The sequence below is a fragment of the Bradyrhizobium sp. WSM4872 genome, from assembly GCF_055811715.1.
On record NZ_JBVVPT010000053.1, the window covers coordinates 1 to 23,049 of the forward strand.

Below are 23,049 nucleotides of genomic sequence, written 5' to 3' on the forward strand. Positions count from 1 at the left end.
CGGGCGGCCCGCCCGGCCCCCCCCCCCCACCCCCCCCGACCCGGCGCGGGGGGGGGGCGGGTCGCGGCCGCCCGGGTGGGCGGCAAGGGGGAAGATCGAGGCCTTATTCACCCCCGATTTCCAATCCGCGAACGCCACGCTTGTCAGAAGCCCCCCGGATAGACAAATTACAAGCAGCCGAGAGGAGTTACCGTCTGTGGCCCATCACGATCCGATCCATCTGATCGCGCCGCGCGCGGGCCTCGCCCAGCTCAACGAGCGTTCTCGCGACATCTTTCGTCAAATCGTCGAAAGCTACCTCGCGACCGGGGAGCCGGTGGGCTCGCGCAATATTTCGCGCCTGATTGCCATGCCGCTGTCGCCCGCCTCGGTCCGCAACGTCATGGCCGACCTGGAACAGCTCGGCCTGATCTACGCGCCGCACACCTCCGCCGGCCGGCTGCCGACGGAACTCGGCTTGCGCTTCTTCGTCGATGCCCTGATGCAGGTCGGCGACCTCAATGACGGTGAACGGCAGGCGATTCAGAGCCAGTTGACGTCCGTCGGCCACGCGCAATCGGTCGAGGCTGCGCTCGAAGAGGCATTGACGCGGCTCTCCGGCCTGACCCGCGCCGCCGCCGTCGTGCTGACGCCGAAATCCAATGCGCGGCTGAAACATATTGAATTCGTCCGCCTGGAACCGGAAAAGGCATTGGTGATCCTGGTCGGTGAGGACGGGCAGGTCGAAAACCGCGTGCTGACGCTCCCGCCGGGGGTTCCATCCTCGGCGTTGACCGAAGCCGGCAACTTCCTCAATGCCCGTATCCGGGGCCGGACCCTGGCGGAGGCGCGGCTGGAGCTCGAAACCGCGCTCGGAGAGGCGCGCACCGAGCTCGATCAGCTGACGCACAAGGTGATCTCGGCCGGCATCGCCAGCTGGTCCGGCGGCGAGAACGAGGACCGCCAGCTCATCGTCCGCGGCCACGCCAATCTGCTCGAGGATTTGCATGCGCTGGAGGATCTCGAGCGCGTTCGCCTGCTGTTCGACGATCTCGAGACCAAGCGCGGCGTGATCGACCTGCTCGGCCGGGCCGAAACCGCGGAAGGCGTGCGGATCTTCATTGGTAGTGAGAACAAGCTGTTCTCGCTGTCGGGCTCGTCCACCATCATCTCGCCCTATCGGGATGCCGCCGGCCATATCGTCGGCGTTTTGGGCGTGATCGGGCCGACGCGGCTGAATTATGCCCGCGTGATCCCGACCGTGGACTACGCTGCCCGCATCGTCAGCCGGCTCCTGGGCGGCTGACCGGCGTCTTCCCCGATCACGGGCGCTTGATTTTCCGCGCCCGAAGCACGATATGCGGGCCAGAAAACCCCTGAGACGAATGCGAAAAGAGAGCCGATGACCGATCGAGACCGGCAACCCGAAGACACGAGTGCTGCGGCCGGCGAGCCCGTGGTGTCAAAACCCTACATCATGCCCGATGATCCCGAGCCCGGCTCGGTCGAGCTCCTGCAGAAGGAAGCCGCCGAGGCGCGCGACCGCATGCTGCGGACGCTGGCCGAGATGGAAAATTTGCGCAAGCGCACCGCCAAGGAGGTCGCGGACTCCAAGCTCTACGGCGTCACGGGCTTTGCCCGCGACGTGCTCGACATTGCCGACAACCTCCAGCGCGCGCTCGATGCCGTTCCGGCCGAGGCCCGCGCGGCGGCCGATGCAGGCCTCGCCTCGCTGATCGAGGGCGTCGAGCTGACGGAGCGCTCGCTGCTCAGCGCGCTGGAAAAACATGGCGTGAAGAAATTCGACCCCTTGGGCCAGAAGTTCGATCCGAACTTCCAGCAGGCGATGTTCGAGGTGCCCGATGCGTCGGTGCCCGCGGGCACAGTCGTGCAGGTCATGCAGGCCGGCTACACCATCGGCGAGCGCGTGCTGCGTCCCGCCTTGGTCGGTGTCGCCAAGGGCGGCGCCAAGGCCGCGCCCGCCAACAGCAACGAGCCGAACGGCGCGGCCAACTAACCGATCCTCATGGTGAGGAGGCGCGTCAGCGCCGTCTCGAACCATGCAGGCCCGGCCGTCGCAGCGAGGCCTTCATCCTTCGAGACGCGCGCGAAGAAGCGCGCTCCTCAGGATGAGGGATTGGCTGCTCTCGGCGTTGCCTACGCGCTCGCCGCGATATCCGCGGACTGAATCCGCTTCACGCCGGCCTTGGCCATATCGGCCCAGGCTTTTGCGAGCGAACCCTGATTGTCGATGCCGCGGCAGGCGTCTTCCACCACATAGACCTCGAAGCCCGCCTTGCGCGCGTCGAGGGCGGTCCAGGCGACGCAGAAATCCGTCGCCAGCCCGACTACGAAGACGCGCTTGATCTTGCGCGCCTTCAGATAACCGGCAAGTCCGGTCGAGGTCTTGCCGTCGGCTTCGAGGAAGGCCGAATAGCTGTCGACATCCTTGTGAAAACCCTTGCGGATGATGAGCTCGGCGTGCGGGATCGCAAGGTCTTTCGACAGCGCGGCGCCGTCAGTGCCCTGCACGCAATGGTCGGGCCACAGCACCTGCTTGCCGTAGGGAAGATCGACGGTTTCGAACGGCTTCTTGCCGGCGTGGACTGACGCAAAGGAAACATGGCCTTGCGTGTGCCAGTCCTGCGTCATCACCACGTTCGAAAACGCTTTCGAGATCTTGTTGATGACGGGCACCACCTGCTCGCCTTCCTTCACGGCAAGGCTGCCGCCGGGCAGGAAGCAGTTCTGCACGTCGATCACGAGCAGCGCGGATGCATCGTCCGGCTTGATCGATGCCGCTGCCAGAATCGCGGTTGGCGCGAGCGCCACGAGCGCGCTCGTCCCGAGCGCCGCCAAGACTTGTCGCCGATCCAGCATCATTCGCCTCCCTCCAGGATGAACTCAACGGAAGGGGAGCCTAGTTCCGTTCGTATACGAACAGAAGCCCGAAAATGCAGCCGGCTTTGGTGAGCGGTTGGGCTGCTGACCGGATATATTCGCCGGGACGACGAGTGTCGGGCTAGCCCTTCGGCTGGATGCCGTCGCGGACCGCGCGGAAGCGGGTGAAGGCGGCCGGCCATTGCTCGCGCGGGGCGCTGGCGATGATGCGCAGCGAGGCGCCGCCGCTGCTGAAGCGGATCCACTGCACCACGGTCACCGGCGTCTTGTCCTTGCCGCTGACGCCGTCGATCCGGGTCTCGAAACCCTGCTGGCCGCTGATGCGGATCGGCTCGGACATGGTGACGCGCGACTCGCGCACGCCGGGAATCTGGAGCGCCGCCTCCTGGGCGAACCGGGCGCGGTCGTCGGCGGCTTGCGGGGTGGCGCCAATCACGCCGAGGATGATGAACGGCTTCGATTCGTAGCCGGAGCTCTCGTCGCCGTCGGCCAGGATGATGCTCGAGCCCGGCGCCAGCGTGCGAACGTCCTTGAAGTCGGCGAGATCGGTGATCTTGAACGGCATCAGCGCGATCTGCTCTTCGGCCGAGACCTGCTTGCGGGTGACGACGCTCGCGAACATCTGCCGCACCGCCTCGTCGGTGTAGATCTTGGTCGCATTCTCCGGAATCTGCACCGCGACATAGCCGGAGAAGCCGGCGCCCGGCACGATCATCGAATAGCGCCGCACCGGCGTCTCGCCGGCCTTGCCGCTCTCGGTGGTGAAATAGGCAAGGCCCGCGGGCGTCTCGATCTTGTCCTGCTTGACGCCGTTGGATCCGGCCGGATTGGAGTTGAAGGCGCTCACGACCTCGCCATAGGCCGCCGGCGGCAGCTCTGTGATCAGCACCTTGACGCCGCCGTCCTCGCTCTCGAAGCCGGGAAAGGTCTTGGCCGTGCTGAGGCCGACCAATGGCACCATGCCGAGGCGCAAGCCAGGTGGGAAAACGGCGTCGGCAGCCAGAGCCGGGAGCGCAGAGGCGACGAGGAGGGCGAGCGCGGCGAGGGGGCGGATCAGCTTCATGGGCACTCTGATTGGTTCACATTGAGGCCGTTCGATGGTGGCCGGCCGGCCGCTTTGTCGCGCGAGGCAGCCCGAGGACGAGCCCGGCCGGCTGCCCGCCTTTTAGCGGTTTTGGTCTGGCCGCAACAGAGCGGGCGGAATGCGGTAGCGCATGCCGGCCGATCGCCGGACCTGTTAATATTTCCTCACCCGCAAGGGCGGTTCAGCCCGGATATGTTCTTCCAAAACCCAATGTTTTCACGGCCGAAACTTGCGTTCGGTCCTTGCAGGCACCTCCGCCCCTCCTATATGACCCCCAACCATCGCAATATCGCGAATGTTTGATCTTAGGGGGTTTCGGTTCGGGTGCCTTCTGGGCCCAGCCAGCCTGCCGCAAAAACAAGGATACAGGACCATGGGAAAGGTCATCGGGATCGACCTCGGCACCACGAATTCGTGCGTCGCCGTAATGGATGGCAAGAACGCCAAAGTCATCGAGAATTCCGAAGGCATGCGCACGACGCCTTCGATCGTCGCCGTGACGGACGACGGTGAGCGCCTCGTCGGGCAGCCGGCCAAGCGCCAGGCCGTCACCAATCCCGAGCGCACGTTCTTCGCAGTGAAGCGCCTGATCGGCCGCCGCTACGACGACCCGATGGTCGAGAAGGACAAGAAGCTCGTTCCGTACAAGATCGTGAAGGCTTCCAACGGCGACGCCTGGGTCGAGGCCGACGGCCAGACCTACTCGCCCTCGCAGGTCTCGGCGTTCATCTTGCAGAAGATGAAGGAGACCGCGGAAGCCCATCTGGGCCAGAAGGTCGACCAGGCCGTCATCACCGTGCCCGCCTACTTCAACGACGCCCAGCGCCAGGCAACCAAGGACGCCGGCAAGATCGCGGGCCTTGAAGTGCTGCGCATCATCAACGAGCCGACCGCGGCCGCGCTCGCCTACGGCCTCGACAAGACCAAGGCCGGCACGATCGCCGTGTACGATCTCGGCGGCGGCACGTTCGATATCTCGATTCTCGAAATCGGCGACGGCGTGTTCGAGGTGAAGTCGACCAACGGCGACACCTTCCTCGGCGGCGAAGACTTCGACATGCGCTTGGTTGGCTATCTGGCCGACGAATTCCAGAAGGAGCAGGGCATCAACCTGCGCAACGACAAGCTCGCGTTGCAGCGCCTGAAGGAAGCCGCCGAAAAGGCCAAGATCGAGCTGTCGTCGACGACGCAGACCGAGATCAACCTGCCCTTCATCACCGCGGACCAGACCGGCCCGAAGCATCTGACGATGAAGCTCACCCGCGCCAAGTTCGAGGCGCTGGTCGATGACCTCGTCCAGAAGACCGTCGAGCCCTGCCGCAAGGCGCTGAAGGATGCCGGCCTCACCGCCGCAGAGATCGGCGAAGTGGTGCTGGTCGGCGGCATGTCGCGCATGCCGAAGGTCCAGGAAGTCGTGAAGCAGCTGTTCGGCAAGGAGCCGCACAAGGGTGTCAACCCGGACGAAGTCGTGGCGATCGGCGCCGCGATCCAGGCCGGCGTGCTTCAGGGCGACGTCAAGGACGTGCTGCTGCTCGACGTGACCCCGCTGTCGCTGGGCATCGAGACGCTAGGCGGCGTGTTCACCCGCATCATCGACCGCAACACCACGATCCCGACCAAGAAGAGCCAGGTGTTCTCGACCGCCGAGGACAGCCAGAACGCGGTCACCATCCGCGTCTTCCAGGGCGAGCGTGAAATGGCGGCCGACAACAAGATGCTCGGCCAGTTCGACCTGATGGGCATTCCGCCGGCCCCGCGCGGCATGCCGCAGATCGAGGTGACCTTCGACATCGACGCCAACGGCATCGTCAACGTCTCGGCCAAGGACAAGGCCACGTCCAAGGAGCAGCAGATCCGCATCCAGGCCTCCGGCGGTCTGTCGGAAGCCGACATCGAGAAGATGGTCAAGGACGCAGAGGCCAATGCCGAGGCGGACAAGAAGCGCCGCGAGGCCGTGACCGCCAAGAACGACGCGGATGGACTGGTGCATTCGACCGAGAAGGCGCTGGCCGAGCACGGTTCGAAGGTCGCAGAGACCGAGCGCCGCGCCATCGAGGATGCCGTCAGCGACCTCAAGGAAGCGCTGAAGGGCGACGATGCCGAGGCGATCAAGGCCAAGACCCAAACGTTGGCCCAGGCTTCGATGAAGCTCGGCGAGGCCATGTACAAGCAGCAGGCCGAGGCCGACGCCAAGAAGGATGCGGCCAAGGACGACGTCGTCGACGCGGAATTTACCGAAGTCGACGACGACAAGACCAACAAGAAGTCCGCCTGAACCCCGCGAGGGTGATGATGCGGACGGCTTGGACCCCACACGCGCCAACGGCCTCCTCCCTCGCGGGGGAGGCCATCGTGTCGGGCTCGACGAGCCAAGCCACTGTGAAAATCGGCACTGATAAAATCGGCGCCGTTACCATCGATCAATTCCCAGCCGTTATTCTGAATGCTGCCGTGCAATCCTCTGCCGCGAGGCGGAAGGCTGCCTATATCGTCGCATGGCGACGTTGCTTCGCTCCGACTTGAATCGCGATCGGATAGACCGAGCTCATCATGTCCACGTCCACCAAGCGCTGCTATTACGAAACCCTCGAAGTCGAACGCGATGCCGACGATTCCGTCCTGAAATCGTCGTTCCGCAAGCTGGCGATGAAGTTTCACCCCGACCGCAATCCCGGGGACGACACCAGCGAAGTCAAATTCAAGGAAATCAACGAGGCCTACGAGGTCCTGAAAGACAAGGACAAGCGCGCCGCCTATGACCGTTACGGCCATGCCGCCTTCGAGCAGGGCGGCGGCGGTGGTGCCGGTTTCGGTGCGGGCTTCGCCTCCTCCTTTTCCGACATTTTCGAAGATCTGTTCGGCATGGCCGGACAGCGCGGCGGCCGTGGCGGCCGCGAGCGCGGCGCCGACCTGCGCTACAACATGGAAATCACGCTCGAGGAAGCTTTTGGCGGCAAGACCGCGCAGATCGAGATTCCGGTCTCGGTCACCTGCGAGGCCTGTTCGGGCATCGGGGCCAAGGCCGGCACCAAGCCGAAGACCTGCTCGACCTGCGGCGGCGCCGGGCGCGTAAGGCAGTCGCAGGGCTTCTTCACGCTGGAGCGCACCTGTCCGGGCTGCCAGGGGCGCGGCCAGATGATCGAGGACGCCTGCCCGTCCTGCTCGGGTCAGGGACGGGTCACCCGTGAGCGGAATCTTTCGGTCAACATTCCCCCTGGAGTCGAGGACGGCACCAGGATCAGGCTCGCCGGCGAAGGCGAGGCCGGGGTCCGCGGCGGACCGCCCGGCGACCTCTACATCTTCCTGTCGCTGGCCCAGCACCAGTTCTTCCAGCGCGACGGCGCCGATCTGCATTGTCGTGTGCCGATCTCGATGGTAACGGCGGCGCTTGGTGGCGAATTCGAGGTGCCGACCATCGACAAGGGCAAGACCAAGGTGAAGGTCCCCGCGGGCACCCAGTCCAGCCGCCGATTCCGCATTGCATCAAAAGGCATGCCGGTGCTGCGCTCGCGCCAGATGGGCGACATGTACGTTCAGGTCGTGGTCGAGACCCCGCAGAACCTCACCAAGAAGCAGCAGGAATTGCTGGCCGAGTTCGACAAGCTCTCCTCCGGCAACACCCAGCCGGAATCCGAGGGCTTCTTCACCAAGGTCAAGGATTTCTTCGGTAATCGAGCGAGTTGACGCGTCTTGACCGTGCCCTCTTCGGCCTATACGTCTTTATGACCATTTTCTGACACGCCGCGGTCCCGCGGTCCCGGCCGGTCCCGACATGCCATTGCCATCGTCCGCGCGTGCGTTGAAGAAGCCCCGTCTCGATGACGAGGTGCGTTTTCTCCGGTCATGGATCGAAAAGCCCCTCCACATGGGCGCGGTGATGCCGTCGGGCAAGCTGCTGGCCCGGACCATGGCCCATTACGTCGATGTCAATTCGGACGCACCGGTGGTCGAGCTCGGGCCCGGCACCGGCGCCATCACCTCGGCCCTGGTCGAGCGCGGCGTCGACCAGAAGCGTCTCGTGCTCGTCGAATACAATCCGGGCTTCTGCGCCCTGCTGCGCGACCGCTATCCGCAGGCCAAGGTGGTGCAGGGCGATGCCTATCGCCTGCGCGACACGCTGTGGAACGTGCTGAGCGCGCCGGCCTCCGCGGTCGTCTCGGGCCTGCCGCTGGTCACAAAACCGATGCTGACGCGGCTGCGGCTCATCCGCGACGCCTTCACGGCCCTGGCGCCCGGTGCGCCCTTCGTCCAGTTCACCTATGCGGTGGTGCCGCCAATTCCGAAATCGCTGCCCGGCGTGTCCACAGAGGCCTCGGAACGGATCTGGATGAACCTTCCGCCGGCCCGCGTCTGGGTGTATCGCAAGGACTAATTCCGCCGGCATTCCTGTTTGCGTGGCGGGCTCGTTTCGCCGAACGCATGGAAGCGGATGTCCGCACCGAAAATCCTGATCATTCCCGGCTCCCTGCGCACCGGCTCGCACAATGCGAAGCTGGCAGCGGTCGCCGCCTATGCATTCGACCAGGCCGGCATCGACGTCACCCGCATCTCGCTCGCCGATTTTCCGCTGCCGATCTATGACGGCGACCTGCAGGCCAAATCCGGTGTGCCCAAGCACGCAATCAATCTCAAGCGTATGATCGGCGCGCATCACGGTGTGCTGATCGTCTCGCCCGAATACAATGCCTCGGTGCCGCCGCTGCTGAAGAACGCGATCGACTGGGTCAGCCGCGTGCATGAGCTGCACGAGCCGCGCGGCGAGGTGTTCCGCAACCGCGTCTTCGCGCTCGCCGGCGCCTCGCAGAGCCGGCTCGGCGCGGCTCGCGCGCTGCAGGCGCTGCGGCTGATCCTGACCTCCTGCCACGCCAATGTGATTGCCAACCAGCTCACGCTCGCCTTTGCCGACCAGGCCTATGACGATATGGACAGGCTGAAGCACGAGGGCGATTCCGCCGCGTTGAAGGAACTGGTGCGGCAGTTGATCGACGTTTCTCAACGCATGATGTGAGGTGACATGACGCCAGCCGAGATCGCCCCGAAAGACCGCCTGATCGTCGCGCTCGATCTGCCCGGCGTTGATGCCGCGGAAGCGATGGTCAACCGGCTCGGCGACAGCGTCACCTTCTACAAGATCGGCTATCGGCTCGCTTATGCCGGCGGCTTGCCGCTGGTCGGCAAGCTCGCCGACAAGGGCAAGAAGGTCTTTCTCGATCTCAAGCTGCACGACATCGGGAACACCGTGGCGCAAGGCGTCGACAGCATCACCAGGCTCGGCGCGACCTTCCTCACCGTGCACGCTTATCCGCAGACCATGAAGGGCGCCGTCGAAGGTCGCGGCAGCTCGAACCTGAAGATCCTCGCGGTCACTGTTCTGACGTCCTACAACGGGGACGATCTGCACGCGGCGGGCTTCCGGCTCGGCGTCTCCGAGCTCGTCGAAGCGCGCGCGCAGCAGGCGCAGGTGCTCGGCATCGACGGGCTGGTGTCGTCGCCCGAGGAAGTCGGAGCCTTGCGCAAGATCGTCGGCCACCAGATGAGCCTCGTCACCCCCGGCATCCGGCCGGCAGGCGCTGCAAGCGGCGACCAGAAACGCATCATGACGCCGGGCCGCGCGATTGCCGCCGGCGCGGACTATCTCGTCGTCGGGCGGCCGGTGGTGGAAGCCACGGACCCCAAGGCGATCGCGGAGGCGATCCAGAGCGAGATCGCCGGGGCACTCTGAGCATGATCCGGAAAAGTGTGCAGCGGTTTTCCGATCAGATCATGCTCAAATAGAAACCCAACAACACAGGGAGAAGAACAATGGCAAAAGGCTACTGGATCGGGCGCGTCGACGTGAGCAGTGACGAGGGCTACAAGCCTTATGCCGTCGCCAATGGTCCGATCTTCAAGAAATGGGGTGGCCGCTTCGTCATCCGCGCCGGCAAGTTCACCACCGTCGAAGGCAGCAGCCGCACCCGCAACGTCGTGATCGAATTCCCGGACTACGAGACCGCGATCGCCTGCTACAACTCGCCGGAATACCAGGCCAACATCAAGGTGCGCCAGCCGCACTCCGTCGCCGACCTCATCATCATCGAGGGCTATGACGGCCCGCAGCCGTCAGACGGCTGAGGCTGGGTCTGCGCGCACGCCTCGTCCTTCGAGACGACCGCTCCGCGGTCTCCTCAGGATGAGGCTAAGCAGTATCGGCGCCCGTCGAATTTGTTGCCATGGATTCCGACCTCATCCTGAGGGCCCGCCGTAGGCGGGCGTCTCGAAGGATGGCCGCAAGCGACCGGCGCTCCAGGGGAGGGTGGAAGCCTGCCTGCTCCCAATCCCCCTTGGTTGCCGGAACTGCATCCCCCCGCTACAACGCCCGTGAGAGGATCGCACCATGTCCGACATGCGCTTGATTGTTGCTGGAGCCGGCGGCCGGATGGGCCGGGCGCTGACGCGGGCGATTGCCGAGAGCAAAGGCGCGGTGCTGGCGGGCGCGCTGGAGGCGCCGGGCTCGGAGCTGCTCGGCAAGGATGCCGGCGTGCTCGCGGGCTTGCCGGCCAACGGCATCAAGCTCTCCGGCGATCTCTGGGCGTTGTCGAAGGACGCCGACGGCATTCTGGATTTCACCGTGCCCGCGGCGACGCTCGCCAATGTCGCGATCGCCGCCGAGCGCGGCCTCGTGCACGTCATCGGAACGACCGGCCTGTCGGGCTCCGACAACGCCGTGATCAAGAGCGTCACCAACCGCGCCGTGGTGGTGCAGTCCGGCAATATGAGCCTGGGCGTCAATCTGCTCGCCGCCGTCGTCAAGCGCGTTGCCAAGGCGCTCGACGAGAGCTTCGACATCGAGATCGTCGAAACCCATCACCGCATGAAGGTCGACGCGCCCTCGGGCACGGCACTGATGCTGGGCCAGGCGGCAGCTCGCGGCCGCGGCATCGCGCTCGACGAGCATGCAGATCGCGGCCGCGACGGCATCACCGGCGCGCGCAAGCCCGGCGACATCGGCTTTGCGTCGTTGCGCGGCGGCACCGCGGCCGGCGATCACAGCGTGAGCTTCCTCGGCCCGTTCGAGCGCCTGACGCTGTCGCATCAAGCGGAGGATCGCATGCTGTTCGCCCACGGCGCGCTGAAGGCGGCGCTCTGGGCGCATGGCAAGAAGCCGGGGCACTACTCCATGGCCGACGTGCTCGGCCTGTCCGACATCTGAACGAAGCATGATCCGGAAAAGTGTGAAGCGGTTTTCCGGCAAGATCATGCTTAGACAACGAACGAAACGGAAAGCAGTCAATGAGCGAACGTCTTCTCGTGCTGGTGCGGCACGGCCAGAGCGAATGGAATCTGAAGAACCTGTTCACGGGCTGGAAGGATCCTGACCTCACCGAAGTCGGCGTGAAGGAAGCCTCGGAAGCCGGCCGCAAGCTGAAGGCGCAGGGTCTCGTGTTCGACGTCGCCTACACCTCGGTGTTGACGCGCGCCCAGCATACGCTCGATCTCATTCTCGGCGAGCTCGACCAGAAGGGACTGCCGACGACGAAGAACCTCGCGCTGAACGAGCGCGACTATGGCGATCTCTCCGGCCTCAACAAGGACGACGCCCGCAAGAAATGGGGTGAGGACCAGGTGATGATCTGGCGCCGCTCCTACGACGTGCCGCCGCCCGGTGGCGAAAGCCTGAAGGACACGCTGGCGCGCGCGCTACCCTATTACGTGCAGGAGATCCTGCCCGGCGTGCTCAACGGCAAGCGCACATTGGTTGCCGCTCACGGCAATTCGTTGCGCGCGCTGATCATGGTGCTGGAGAAGCTCTCGCCCGAAGGCATTTTGAAGCGCGAGCTCGCCACCGGTGTGCCGATTATCTACCGGCTCAATGCGGATTCGACCGTGGCCTCGAAGCTGGATCTGGCGGGCTAAAGACGTTCGCGCGCGACGGAGCCGGCCAAACACTCGGTGTCATTCTGGCGAAAGCCAGGACCCATAACCACCGTCGTTGATTTTCGATGACTGGTGGTTGGAAGTCGGCGCCAAAACATCTTCCTGGGATAATGGGTCCTGGCTTTCGCCAGGACGACCATGTGGGGCAGATTACGCGCAGCAACTATTACTGCATTCCCAGCTGCCCGGCCTCCCAGCCCAGCATCGCCTGCTTGCGGGTGATGCCCCAATGGTAGCCGGTGAGCGTGCCGCTCTTGCCGAGCGCGCGGTGGCAGGGCACGACGAAGGACACCGGGTTCTTGCCGACGGCGGCGCCGACGGCGCGTGAGGCTTTCGGGCTGTTGATGTTGCAGGCGATGTCTGAATAGGACACCGCGCGGCCCATCGGGATCTTCAACAGCGTCTCCCACACCCGGACCTCGAAATCGGTGCCGATCATCACCACGCGCAGCGGCTGATCCGGGCGCCACAGTTTTGTGTCGAAGATGCGCTGCGCCAATGGTGCGGTACCTTCGTGATCCTCGACGTAAGTTGCGTTCCGCCAGCGCCGCGTCATGTCGGCAAGCGCTACGTGTTCCTCACCGGGATCGGCGAAAGCTAGGCCCGACAGTCCGCGATCGGTCGCGATCACGATCGCGGTGCCGAACGGCGAGTGATGGAAGCCGTAGCGCAAGATCAGCCCCGCGCCGCCGTTCTTCCATTCGCCCGGCGACATCGCCTCATGGGTGACGAAGAGATCGTGCAGCCGGCCCGGACCCGACAGGCCGGAGTCGAGCGCGGCGTCCAGGATGCTTGCGGAGTCCCGCAGCAGACCCTTGGCGTGGTCGAGCGTGAGCGCCTGCATGAAGGCCTTCGGTGTGATCGAGGCCCAGCGGCGGAACAAATGGTGCAACTCGTCCGGGGTAACGCCGGCCGCATCTGCCATCGCCTCGATGGTCGGCTGTGCGCGCCAGTTTTCCGAGATGAAGGCGATCGCCCGGCGCACGGAATCATAGTCGCGCAACGCGGCGTTCTGGGAGCCTGGCCCGGCCAGGCGCTGGTCATGTATCGCGAGTGTCATCATGACTGCAAATGTAGGAGAGGGCGGGGTCCGAAACCACCCGATTTCCGACCCGCAAATCAGGTGACCGGATTGTAGGTCGGGCCGCGCCTGGCGGCATTCAAGGCCTCAACCAAACCTTTGTAAAAACTTGCCTTTTCGTCCGGTCCCAGGAAGCGGGCGATCTGGATCTGGTGACCTCGCGAGATCAGATAGAGGTGCTCGATGCCAAAATCCTCGTCGATTTCCATGTCTAGCCGGACCCAGAGCGGATTGAAGGTCCACTCGACGATTTGGCCGTGTTGGCTGATGCGCCGCACGCGCAATTCGGATGGCGTGACCACGATCTCCTCGCTGGCCCGCGCCGCGCGGAAATTGGCTTTGAAGGCCCACCAGATCACCAGCACATCCAGGCCGAAGAAGCCGAACACCGGCCACGCGCCCATCATCAGGAAGACGAGGCCAGTGACGAAGCTGACGGCGCTCAGGAACAGCATCACCGCGAGGAAGCCGGTGCGGTTCAGCGAGCGGTGCGGCGTCAGGCGCGCGGAAAAGATCTGAGGCTCAGCCTCGCTTCCCGATCGTTCGCGCTCAATTTCGTTGCCTGTGCTCATCGTCCCTCAGTATATCCCGATCATGGCGAAAATCACCCGCAAGCCGGCCCCGCGCAAAACGTCCGTGCCGAAGAAAAAGGCGAAGGCGGCCGCCGCGAAGCCGAAGGCTCCCGCCAAGAAATCCCTCAAGGCCATGAAACCTTGGACACCGCCCGAGGTCCACGAGGTCTTCAACCGTTTCCGCAAGGCCAACCCGGAGCCCAAAGGCGAGCTCGAGCACGTCAATCCCTTCACGCTGCTGGTTGCCGTGGTGCTGTCGGCACAGGCGACCGACGCCGGCGTCAACAAGGCGACGCGCGCGCTGTTTGCGATCGCCGACACGCCGCAGAAGATGCTCGACCTCGGCGAGGAACGCCTGCGCGAGTACATCAAGACCATCGGCCTCTACCGCACCAAGGCGAAGAACGTGATCGCGCTGTCGGCGAAGCTGCTCAGCGAGTTCGGCGGCGAGGTGCCGCGCACGCGCGCCGGGATCGAGTCGCTGCCCGGCGCCGGGCGGAAGACCGCCAATGTCGTGCTCAACATGGCCTTCGGCGAGCACACCATGGCGGTCGACACGCATGTCTTCCGCGTCGGCAACCGGACCGGACTTGCGCCCGGCAAGACGCCGCTGGAGGTCGAGCTCGGTCTCGAAAAGGTGATCCCGGCCGAGTTCATGCTGCATGCCCATCATTGGCTGATCCTGCATGGCCGCTATACTTGCATCGCGCGCAAGCCGCGCTGCGAGGTTTGCCTGATCAACGATCTCTGCCGGTGGCCGGAAAAGACGGTCTGAAATAGCGTTCGGGAAATGGTTTTTGGAGTCTAGCGTGAGTCAGCAGGAACAAATCTCGCCGTCGCCGCCTGCTGCTACACCGGCGCCGCCACCGAAGCCAACGCAGCGACCGGCGAGTTCACTGTGGAGCCGGCTCGCGATTCCGCTGTTCGCGGTGATCGTCGCGCTCGGCTTCGTCGCGCTGGCAACGCAGCGCTTCGACGAATGGGTCGGCAATTCGGCGGTCCAGACCACCAACGACGCCTATGTGCGCGCCGAGCTGACGCGGCTTGCCAGTCGGGTCTCCGGCGAAGTGCTGACCGTCGGAGTCACCGATTTCCAGCGCGTCAAGGCCGGCGATCTCCTGATCCAGATCGATCCTGCCGACTATGAGGCGCAAGTCGCGCAGTCCGAAGCGGCGGTCGCCGCCGCGCAAGCCGTGCTCGACAATCTGGCCAACCAGATCGAGCTGCAATATGCAACGATTGCACAGGCGCAAGCCGCGCGGCTCTCGGCCGAAGCCGTGGAGGTCGAGGCTCGGCAGGAGCAGGAGCGTCAGCAATCGCTGTCGCAGACCGAATCCGGCACGCGGCAGCGCTTCGAACAGGCGGTCGCAGGCTATGCCAAGGCGCAGGCCGACGTGCGCGCGAGCCGCGCCGTGATCGCGGCCCAGCAGCACCAGCTCGAAGTCCTGCAAGGCACCAGGAAGCAGCGCGCCGCCGATCTCGAAGCGACCAAGGCGACGCTGGCGAGTGCGAAGCTCAAGCTCGGCTACACCAAGATATCCGCGCCGTTCGACGGCGTCGTCGGCGAGCGGCAGGTGCAGCCCGGCGACTACGTCAACATCGGCACCAATCTCATCAACGTCGTGCCGTTGCCGAAGGTCTATGTGATCGCGAATTACAAGGAGACCCAGCTTACGCACGTTGCACCGGGCCAGCCGGTCGAGATCACGGTCGACAGTTTCCCGCGTGAGAAGCTGCGCGGCCGGGTCGAGCGCATTGCGCCCGCGACCGGCGCGCAGGTCGCGCTGCTGCCGCCGGACAACGCAACCGGCAACTTCACCAAAGTCGTGCAGCGCATTCCCGTGCGCATCCAGTTCGACGACAACCAGCCGCTGCTGGCGCGGCTGGTGCCGGGCATGTCGGTCGTTACCAGCATCGACACCAAGGCCGGCAATGGCGGAAAATGACGATTCCAGTCGCGGGCCGCTCTCGCGCGGCGGCGTCGCGCCGCAGCCGCTGTTTGCGGTAGCAGCGGTACTGCTCGGCTCGTTCCTCGCCAATTTCGACAGCCGCCTGACCACAATAGGCCTGCCGGACCTGCGCGGCGCGTTCTCGCTCTCGTTCGACGAGGGCGCCTGGCTCTCCACTGCGGGCATCGGCTCGCAGATCTTCATCGCACCCGCGGTGGCCTGGCTTGCCACCGTATTCGGCCTGCGCCGCGTGCTCGGTATCCCGAGTCTCGTCTATGCCGCGGTCTCGCTGATCATCCCGTTCGTGCACGACTATCCGACATTGCTCGCGCTCAGCGTCGTGCATGGCCTCTTGCTCGGCACCTTCGTGCCGGCGACGCTGATGATCGTGTTCCGCAATCTGCCGATCCGCTGGTGGCTTCCGGCGATCTCAATCTATTCGATCCGCGTCGGCTTCGCGCTGGACACCTCGAGCTCGCTGGTCGGCTTCTATGTCGACTATCTCGGCTGGCAATGGCTGTACTGGCAGAGCGTGTTGATCGCGCCCCTGATGGGCCTGATGGTTTATTGGGGCACGCCGAACGAGCCAGTCAATCGCGCTTTGCTCCGCGACGCCGATTGGGGCGGCATGCTGCTGCTCGGCGCCGGCGTCTCGATGATCTATGCCGGGCTCGACCAGGGCAACCGGCTGGACTGGCTGGGGTCGGGGACGGTGATGGCGTTGATCATTGCCGGCGCGGTGCTGGTCGCGGGCTTCCTCGTCAACGAGGCCCTGGTGCGACAGCCATGGGCGCATATCAGCGTGCTGTTCTCGCGCAATATTGGTCTCGGGCTGGTCCTGATCCTGCTCTACACGCTGACCAGCCTGTCCAACGCGTCGCTGGTACCGAACTTCCTCGCCACCATCGCCCTGCTCAGGCCGGAGCAGAGCGGTCTCCTGCTGCTTACCTACGGCGCGTTGCCGATGTTCGTGCTGGTGCCGCTCTCGATCTGGCTGCTGCGGCATTTCGATACGCGGACGGTGGTGGTCGTGGGATTTGCCTGCTTCGCCGCCGCCAATCTCTGGGGCACGCAGCTCAGCCATGATTGGGCGCGCGAGGATTTCGCCGGCATCGTGCTGCTCCAGGCGATCGGGCAGTCGCTGACCTTGCTGCCGCTGATCATCACGCTGCTGTCCCACTCCGATCCGAGCCGCGCCACCTCGTTTGCCGCCTATATCCAGATCATGCGGCTCGGTGGTGCCGAGATCGGCGTGGCATTGATGGGGACGTGGCTGCGCGTCCGCGAGCAGATCCATTCCTTCTATCTCGGCCAGAATCTCGGCGTCGGCGACGTCGACGTGGTCCGCATGCTGAAACAGCTCGCCGACCATTTTGCGGCCCATGGTGCCGGCTCGGCCCAGGCCCGCGCGGTCGGCACGCTCGCGGGCCTGGTTCAGCGCGAGGCCAATGTGCTCGCCTATATCGACGGCTTCTGGCTGTGCTTCTGGGTCGCGATGGCCGCGCTCGGCGTCGTCGCCCTGGTCACCCGTGCCCCGCCCGGCCCGTTCACGCCGGCGCCGTTCGGCTTCGCCAGAATGCTGTTGCGCAGATGCGGGGTGTCGGTGAGGTAGACACCGTCAGCGCATCTGCCGCGCCGGTTCGATAAGCTCGGGTCGCGGGCCTGAGAGCCGCTTGTGCATGTGGACCATGAAGGCCATGGCGAAGATCGGCGTCGCCAGATTGAGGATCGGGATCGAGACGAAGGCTGCGATGAACAGGCCCGCGGTGAAGATGATCGCGGCATTGTCGCGCCGCATCGCCTTGGCTTCCTCCGGCGAGCGAAACCGCATCGCCGCGAGCTCGAAATATTCGCGGCCGAGCAGCCAGGCCGTGGCGAGGAAGAAGACCAGGAAACCGGCGCCGGCGAAAAGCACCAGCGGCAGCGCGACCAGATAGACCAGGATCGTCAGCAGCGCGGTCTTGACGCCCTCGTACATCGCTTGGCTGAACGGCAGCGCGACGCCCGGTCGCTCGGCCGGATAGTGCTCGCGCTCGACGATGTCGGCGACGTCGTCGACGAACAGGCTCGCCACCAGCGAGGTGATCGCGGGCATTAGGAACACAGCCCCGAACACGACGCCGAGGCCCGCGGCGATCGAAATGATCCAGGACAACACCTCGAGCGATGAGTGCCAGCCCGGACCGAGCAGGCCCTCCAGCCAGGCCTCGCCATAGGTCGCAAACCAGCTCAGGAGCCGCTGCAAGCCGATCGCCAGCACGATGATCAGCACCAGGGCGACGCCGATCGACCGCCACAGGATCGAGCGCATCGGCGGCGAGATCATTTGCGACAGCGCCTTTACGGCGGCATCCAACATGGGAGGTACCTCTCGGGAAAATCACCCGCGAGAAGTAGACACAGGTTGCCCGTTCGGCAAGGGAGGCAGCCTCACTCTGACCGCGTCATAGAAACTCTCGTCCCCCATCCAAAGGAGCTTGGGGAGCAAGCCTCTCCAAGGATGGAGGCCCGAAACCGGCATTCGAGCTGTATGGTTCGAGACGGCGATGCCGATCCCGCCACCGGCTATCAGATTCCTCAATGGCGTCGGCAACACGATGGGGCGGCACCGGCAACGACAAGCTCAGCTACACCAGATCCAGCGGCTTGCCGCGCACGTTCGGGCCGAACAACGCCATGGCGATCACCACGATCAGCATCGCCGCGGTGATCAGGCCGAACACGCCGGTGACGCCGGCTTCCTTCAGCATGTAGGCGACGATGAAGCCCGAGAACGTCGCGCTCAGCCGGCTCATCGAATAGACGAGGCCGGAGGCGCGCGCCCGGATCTGGGTCGGAAACACCTCGGTCTGATAGGCATGATAGGCATAGGACATCGTCGTGTTGCAGGCCGTCAGTAGCACGCCGCAGACGATCAGCAGCACGGGCTCGGTCAGCTGCGCGAACGCCATGCCGAAGACGATGATGGCGACGCACGCTCCCGCGATGATCCACCGGCGTTCGAACCTGTCGGCGAAGCTCGAGGCCAGGAGCGGCGCGATCGGATAGGCGAAGGCGACGATGAAGGCATATTGCAGGCTCTTGGTGACGTTGATGCCCTTCTCGACCAGCAGCGTCGGCACCCAGTTGGCGAAGCCGTAGAAGCCGAAGGCCTGGCAGAGGTTGAACACCATGAAGAGGACGACGAGCGAGAGGAAAGGCGGGCGGAACAGATCGGCGAAGCCGATTTCTGCGACCGAGCGTGCTGCCGGCCGTGCAGACGACGGCGTAGGGAGCGGCGCTGCCGTGTTTCCGCCGGCGGCTTCCAGCGTTGCCAGGATGCGATAGGCCTCCTCACCGCGGCCATGGCGCGCCAGCCAGAGCGGGCTTTCGGGCAGGAACAGCCTGAGCACCCAGACGATCATGCTGGCGGCCGCCCCGATGAGCACCACCCAGCGCCAGCCGTCGACGCCGAACGGCGAAAGCGGCACAAGCCACCAGGCCAGCGCGGCGACGACCGGCACCGCGATGAACATGATCGACTGGTTCACGGCGAAGGCGCGGCCGCGCATCCGGCTCGGCACCAGCTCGGTGATATAGGCATCGATGGTGATGACTTCGACACCGATGCCGATACCGGCGAGGAAGCGCCACAACAACAGGCCCTCCGAGGAGGTCTGGCAGGCCATGATCACGGAGGCCGCGGTGTAGCCGAGCAACGCGTAGGTGAAGATCGCGCGGCGCCCAAAACGGTCGGCGAGGAAGCCGAGGAAGAAGGTGCCGACGAACAGGCCGGCAAAGGTCGCGGCGACGAAGGCGCCGATGCCGGAGAAGCCGAAGAAGGCCTGCGTCGTCGTGGTCAGGAGACCGCTGCGGTTCAGGCCCGGTGCGATATAGCCGGTGAGGAACAGATCGTAGATCTCGAAACAGCCGCCGAGCGACAGCAGGATGACGAGGCGCCAGACGTAGGAAGTCCCCGGCATCGTCTCGAGCCGCCGCGAGATCTCGTCCGGTGCTGCGGATGCGGTGCCGGGTTCGATGCCCGTGTCGATGCCGACGACGCTCATGATATCCTCCCGGTGGCGCGCGGATTGCGCTGTTCCCGGCGGCTCATCTCTGTCATTTGTCGTGAACTCTGCCGGACCACGTCATGTTGGCCGGCCGATAGCGGAAATCCAGAAGAACATATCGATGGGAGCGTTCGAGATTTTCGAACTCGGGCGACGAGAGGCAGGACAGCCGGTCGGCGCTATCCCGCCAGCTTCGCCTGCCAGCCGCCGCTACGCACCTGCTCGGCGATCAATGCCAGCATCAGTCGGCGCATCTCTTCCATGGCGTAAGTCATCGGGCGGTTGCGCAGACGGCAGAGGTAGAGTGTGCGGGTCAGCTTCGGATTGATCACCTTGCGTGCGACCAGGCGGCCGGCCGCCAGCTCCTCGCGCGCGAACAGTTTTGTCGCGATGGTGCAGCCGAGCCCTTCCACCAGCGCGCCGGTCATGCCGGTGATCGAATTGGCGTGCAGGATGGCGCTGCCTTCCAGCCGCTTGAGCAGGACCGGATCGTCGAGCAGCGCACGCGAGGACAGGCCGAGGCCATAGCGCAGCAGGATCAGCGGCAGCCGGTTCAGCTCCTCGAAGCGGATCGGGGTCTTGCCCTTGCCGACCAGCTTCGGAATGCCGACGAGGAACATCTCCTCTTCGAGCACTGGTTCCGTAATCAGTTCTTTCTCTGACGGCGGATTGTAGACCAGTGCCAGATCGACGCTGGAGATCATCAGGTGCATCAGCGTCGCGCCCGACAGGCTCTCGGTGAGCGACAGCTTGAGCTTGGGATATTTGGCAAGCACCGTGCGCATCAGCTCGACGCCGATCGCCTTGACGCCGGAATTGGCCATGCCGATGGAGATGTCGCCGGCAATGACCCGGGCGCCTTCGCGCACCTCGGTCTCGGCCTCCACCATCGCGCGCAGGATGATGCGAGCGTGTTCGTAGAGCCGTTCGCCGGCTGCCGTCGGTTCCATGCCGCGCGGCTTGCGCTCGAACAGGGGCGTTGCGAATTCCGCCTCCAGGTTGGAGATATGATGGCTCAGCGCCGACTGCGCGACATTGATCTGATCAGCCGCCCGCGACAGGTTCCGCTGCTCGTAGATGGCGATGAAATAGCGGAGCTGGCGCGAATCCATGGGCGATCAAGCGTTCTATAAGTACGAAGACAATCTTCGACAGATTATATTTTTCAGAAGGCTTGTGAAGGCCTAGTCTTCGAAGGTCGATTGATAGGGAGAGACGCATGGCCGAAGCCGGATTGCCGCTTGCAGGCGTGCGCGTGGTCGAGATGACCCACATGGTCATGGGCCCGACCTGCGGCATGATCCTGGCGCAGCTCGGAGCCGACGTGATCAAGGTCGAACCGCCCGCGGGAGACAAGACCCGGAGCTTGGGCGGCATGGGCACGGCCTTCTTCCCGTTGTTCAACCGCGGCAAGCGCAGCGTCGTGCTGGATTTCGAGAAGCCTGAGGATCGCGACACCATGCACCGGCTGCTGGCGACGGCCGAGGTGTTCCTCGAGAATTTTCGCGACGGCCAGCTCGAGAAGCAGGGGCTTGGCGCGGACGAATTGCGTCGCCGGCATCCGGATCTGATCATCGCCGGCCACAAGGGTTTCCTCTCCGGTCCCTACGAGCACCGCCCCGCACTTGACGAGGTCGTGCAGATGATGGCGGGGCTAGCCGCCATGACCGGCACCAGCGAAAAGCCCCAGCGTGTCGGCTCGTCCGCCAATGACATCATGGGCGGCATGTTCGGCGTGATCGCGATCCTCGCGGCGCTCTACCAGAAGCGCGGGGGAAAACGCGACGGCGCCGACATTCGCATCGGCCTGTTCGAGAACTGCCTCTTCCTGGTCGCCCAGCACATGGTCGAATACGAGATGACCGGCAACAAGCCGCGCTCGATGCCGGAGCGCGAGCATGCCTGGCCGATCTACGACATATTCGAGAGCGCCGGCGGCGAGCGCATCTTCATCGGCGTCGTCACCGAAGGCCATTGGCAGAGCTTTTGCCGCGAGTTCGGCCTGACTGAATTCCTCGATGATCCCGCCTTGCGCACCACGACCGATCGCATCCTGGCGCGTCGGCGGATCATTCCGCGCGTCGCCGACATCATCAGGCAATGGGACGTGGCAAAACTGTCGCAGAGGCTCGATGCGCTCAACATCTGCTTCTCGCCGATCAACCGTCCCGAGGATCTCTTCACCGATCCGCATGTGCTACGGCCGGGCGGGCTCGTCAACAATGTCACCGCCGACGGCAAGCCGTTCCGGGTGCCGGCGCTGCCGATCGAATGGAACGGCAACCATATCGGCGAGGGCCTGAAGGTCGCGCCGCTCGGCGCCGACACGGCGGCCGTTCGCGCCGAGATCGACACCGAAAACGAAGACGCCACGTCAAAAACAACAGGGAGGCGCGCATGAGCCGGATTCAGGAGATTTACCCCGCAGACCGCGTCAGCCTGCGCGAAGTCGGCCTGCGCGACGGGCTCCAGCTCGTGAAGAAAATTCCGTCGACCGACGCCAAGCAGCGCTGGGTGCGCGAGGAATATGCCGCTGGCGTGCGGCATTTCGAGGTCGGCTCGTTTCTGCCGGCAAAGACCTTTCCGCAATTCGTCGATGTTCGCGACATTGTTGCGACCGTCGCTTCATTGCCCGGCGCCCATGGCATCGCACTTGCGCTCAACGAACGCGGCGTGAACGAGGCGCTGGAATCCGGCGTCGGCGAAATCGCCTCCGTGGTGTCGGCAACGGAAGAGCACAGCCAGGCCAATGCGCACCGCTCGCGCGAGTCCGCGATCGCGAATTTGAAACGCCTGTGCGAGCTGCGCGATGCCACCAGCCACAAGCCGCTTGTGAACGCGGCGATCTCGATGGCGCTGGGCTGCTCGATTACCGGGGCGGTTGACCCTGCGGAAGTGCTGCGGCTGGTCGACAAATGCCTGGAGGCTGGCGTCGATTTCGTTGGCATCGCCGACACCGTCGGCTATGCCGGGCCGAAGCAGGTGGCGGAGCTGACGCGCGCCGCGGTGAAGCTTGCAGGGTCAAAGCCGATCTGCATCCATCTCCACGACACCCGCGGCATGGGCATTGCGAACGCGGCCGCGGCGCTCGACGAAGGCGCGCGTATCCTCGACGGCTCGCTCGGCGGCCTCGGCGGCTGCCCCTTCGCTCCCGGTGCGACCGGCAATGTCGTGTTCGAGGATCTCGTGTTCCTGTGCGAGAGCAAGGGCTTTGCGACCGGCATCGATCTGGAGAAGTTGATCGCGGTGCGCAGGATCCTGCGCGAGGAGATGCCCAACGAAGCGCTCTACGGCGGCGTCGCGCGTGCGGGGCTGCCGGGTGGGAGCGCGGCGAAGGCGGCGTGATCCTTCTTCCCTTCTCCCCTTGTGGGAGAAGGTGGCGCGAAGCGCCGGATGAGGGGTCTCTGTCCGCGCACTCAGATCGTGAGATTCTTCTGCGCGGAGAGAGACCCCTTGTATCTGCACGGCCAGCATTTGTGCGATGGAAGTGACTTAGCGCCTTGGCCGGTGGCCACCG

The 23,049-nt window shown here is 64.8% G+C and carries 22 protein-coding genes; 15 read left to right on the top strand and 7 right to left on the bottom strand.

Annotation, left to right across the window (positions count from 1 at the left end):
• Positions 1–196: 196 nt before the first annotated feature.
• Together hrcA and grpE are read left to right on the top strand one after the other, a co-directional pair.
• Positions 197–1,285, top strand: coding sequence for a heat-inducible transcriptional repressor HrcA (gene hrcA / locus AC0L3C_RS35515; protein ID WP_007604027.1), 1,089 nt, complete (start codon positions 197–199; stop codon positions 1,283–1,285).
• 96 nt (positions 1,286–1,381) lie between these two features.
• Entirely contained in the window at positions 1,382–1,996 is a 615-nt protein-coding gene (gene grpE / locus AC0L3C_RS35520; protein ID WP_275168934.1) for a nucleotide exchange factor GrpE, read from the top strand.
• Between the two features lie 140 nt (positions 1,997–2,136).
• On the opposite strand, the gene pncA is transcribed toward grpE, so the two are convergent.
• Complete coding sequence (gene pncA / locus AC0L3C_RS35525; RefSeq protein WP_088941363.1) at positions 2,137–2,859, bottom strand: bifunctional nicotinamidase/pyrazinamidase; 723 nt, start codon at positions 2,857–2,859, stop codon at positions 2,137–2,139.
• A gap of 142 nt (positions 2,860–3,001) precedes the next feature.
• Positions 3,002–3,943, bottom strand: coding sequence for a hypothetical protein (locus AC0L3C_RS35530; RefSeq protein WP_473283654.1), 942 nt, complete (start codon positions 3,941–3,943; stop codon positions 3,002–3,004).
• A gap of 394 nt (positions 3,944–4,337) precedes the next feature.
• Here AC0L3C_RS35530 and dnaK point away from each other — a divergent pair, with 394 nt between their 5' ends.
• From dnaK to AC0L3C_RS35570, 8 genes are all read left to right on the top strand, one after another.
• A complete protein-coding gene (dnaK, locus tag AC0L3C_RS35535) occupies positions 4,338–6,239 on the top strand; it encodes a molecular chaperone DnaK (protein WP_007598490.1) in 1,902 nt (633 codons plus the stop codon).
• Between the two features lie 275 nt (positions 6,240–6,514).
• Complete coding sequence (gene dnaJ, locus AC0L3C_RS35540; protein ID WP_473264314.1) at positions 6,515–7,648, top strand: molecular chaperone DnaJ; 1,134 nt, start codon at positions 6,515–6,517, stop codon at positions 7,646–7,648.
• 88 nt (positions 7,649–7,736) lie between these two features.
• A complete protein-coding gene (locus AC0L3C_RS35545) occupies positions 7,737–8,336 on the top strand; it encodes a class I SAM-dependent methyltransferase (RefSeq protein WP_007598495.1) in 600 nt (199 codons plus the stop codon).
• Positions 8,337–8,393: 57 nt separating this feature from the next.
• Positions 8,394–8,972 carry an NADPH-dependent FMN reductase gene (locus tag AC0L3C_RS35550; protein WP_473264315.1) on the top strand — a complete coding sequence of 193 codons (579 nt, stop codon included), beginning with the start codon at positions 8,394–8,396 and terminating at the stop codon, positions 8,970–8,972.
• A gap of 6 nt (positions 8,973–8,978) precedes the next feature.
• Positions 8,979–9,686 (top strand): orotidine-5'-phosphate decarboxylase, encoded by a 708-nt coding sequence (gene pyrF, locus AC0L3C_RS35555; RefSeq protein ID WP_473264316.1) that lies wholly within the window; start codon positions 8,979–8,981, stop codon positions 9,684–9,686.
• Positions 9,687–9,766: 80 nt separating this feature from the next.
• Positions 9,767–10,078 (top strand): DUF1330 domain-containing protein, encoded by a 312-nt coding sequence (locus AC0L3C_RS35560; protein WP_473410346.1) that lies wholly within the window; start codon positions 9,767–9,769, stop codon positions 10,076–10,078.
• Positions 10,079–10,340: 262 nt separating this feature from the next.
• Positions 10,341–11,156, top strand: coding sequence for a 4-hydroxy-tetrahydrodipicolinate reductase (gene dapB / locus AC0L3C_RS35565; protein WP_473410347.1), 816 nt, complete (start codon positions 10,341–10,343; stop codon positions 11,154–11,156).
• Between the two features lie 80 nt (positions 11,157–11,236).
• On the top strand, positions 11,237–11,860 hold the full coding sequence (locus AC0L3C_RS35570) for a 2,3-bisphosphoglycerate-dependent phosphoglycerate mutase (RefSeq protein ID WP_473410348.1): 624 nt from the start codon (positions 11,237–11,239) through the stop codon (positions 11,858–11,860).
• A gap of 187 nt (positions 11,861–12,047) precedes the next feature.
• Here the strand turns inward: AC0L3C_RS35570 and AC0L3C_RS35575 are convergent, their stop codons facing one another.
• A complete protein-coding gene (locus tag AC0L3C_RS35575) occupies positions 12,048–12,944 on the bottom strand; it encodes a methylated-DNA--[protein]-cysteine S-methyltransferase (protein ID WP_473410349.1) in 897 nt (298 codons plus the stop codon).
• Positions 12,945–13,000: 56 nt separating this feature from the next.
• On the bottom strand, positions 13,001–13,534 hold the full coding sequence (locus tag AC0L3C_RS35580; RefSeq protein WP_354171977.1) for a DUF2244 domain-containing protein: 534 nt from the start codon (positions 13,532–13,534) through the stop codon (positions 13,001–13,003).
• 22 nt (positions 13,535–13,556) lie between these two features.
• Between AC0L3C_RS35580 and nth the strand changes: the two genes are divergently transcribed.
• Genes nth through AC0L3C_RS35595 form a run of 3 tightly spaced genes read left to right on the top strand, consistent with a single transcriptional unit; the run spans position 13,557 to position 17,095 of the window.
• On the top strand, positions 13,557–14,309 hold the full coding sequence (gene nth / locus AC0L3C_RS35585) for an endonuclease III (protein WP_473264320.1): 753 nt from the start codon (positions 13,557–13,559) through the stop codon (positions 14,307–14,309).
• 34 nt (positions 14,310–14,343) lie between these two features.
• Positions 14,344–15,480, top strand: coding sequence for an HlyD family secretion protein (locus tag AC0L3C_RS35590; RefSeq protein ID WP_473410350.1), 1,137 nt, complete (start codon positions 14,344–14,346; stop codon positions 15,478–15,480).
• A complete protein-coding gene (locus AC0L3C_RS35595; protein ID WP_473410351.1) occupies positions 15,467–17,095 on the top strand; it encodes an MFS transporter in 1,629 nt (542 codons plus the stop codon). Before AC0L3C_RS35590 ends, AC0L3C_RS35595 begins: the two co-directional genes overlap by 14 nt.
• 6 nt (positions 17,096–17,101) lie before the next feature.
• On the opposite strand, the gene AC0L3C_RS35600 is transcribed toward AC0L3C_RS35595, so the two are convergent.
• The 3 genes from AC0L3C_RS35600 to AC0L3C_RS35610 form a co-directional block, all read right to left on the bottom strand.
• Positions 17,102–17,842: a sulfate transporter family protein gene (locus tag AC0L3C_RS35600; RefSeq protein WP_473410352.1), complete on the bottom strand. Its 741-nt coding sequence runs from the start codon at positions 17,840–17,842 to the stop codon at positions 17,102–17,104.
• A gap of 268 nt (positions 17,843–18,110) precedes the next feature.
• The gene (locus tag AC0L3C_RS35605) at positions 18,111–19,529 is read right to left on the bottom strand and encodes an MFS transporter (protein WP_473410353.1); all 1,419 of its coding nucleotides are present in this window, start codon (positions 19,527–19,529) and stop codon (positions 18,111–18,113) included.
• Positions 19,530–19,711: 182 nt separating this feature from the next.
• Positions 19,712–20,644: a LysR family transcriptional regulator gene (locus tag AC0L3C_RS35610; RefSeq protein ID WP_473283633.1), complete on the bottom strand. Its 933-nt coding sequence runs from the start codon at positions 20,642–20,644 to the stop codon at positions 19,712–19,714.
• Positions 20,645–20,751: 107 nt separating this feature from the next.
• Here AC0L3C_RS35610 and AC0L3C_RS35615 point away from each other — a divergent pair, with 107 nt between their 5' ends.
• Positions 20,752–21,933 (top strand): CoA transferase, encoded by a 1,182-nt coding sequence (locus tag AC0L3C_RS35615; protein WP_473410354.1) that lies wholly within the window; start codon positions 20,752–20,754, stop codon positions 21,931–21,933.
• The gene (locus AC0L3C_RS35620) at positions 21,930–22,877 is read left to right on the top strand and encodes a hydroxymethylglutaryl-CoA lyase (protein ID WP_473410355.1); all 948 of its coding nucleotides are present in this window, start codon (positions 21,930–21,932) and stop codon (positions 22,875–22,877) included. The genes AC0L3C_RS35615 and AC0L3C_RS35620 overlap by 4 nt, the downstream gene beginning before the upstream one ends.
• Positions 22,878–23,049: the final 172 nt, after the last annotated feature.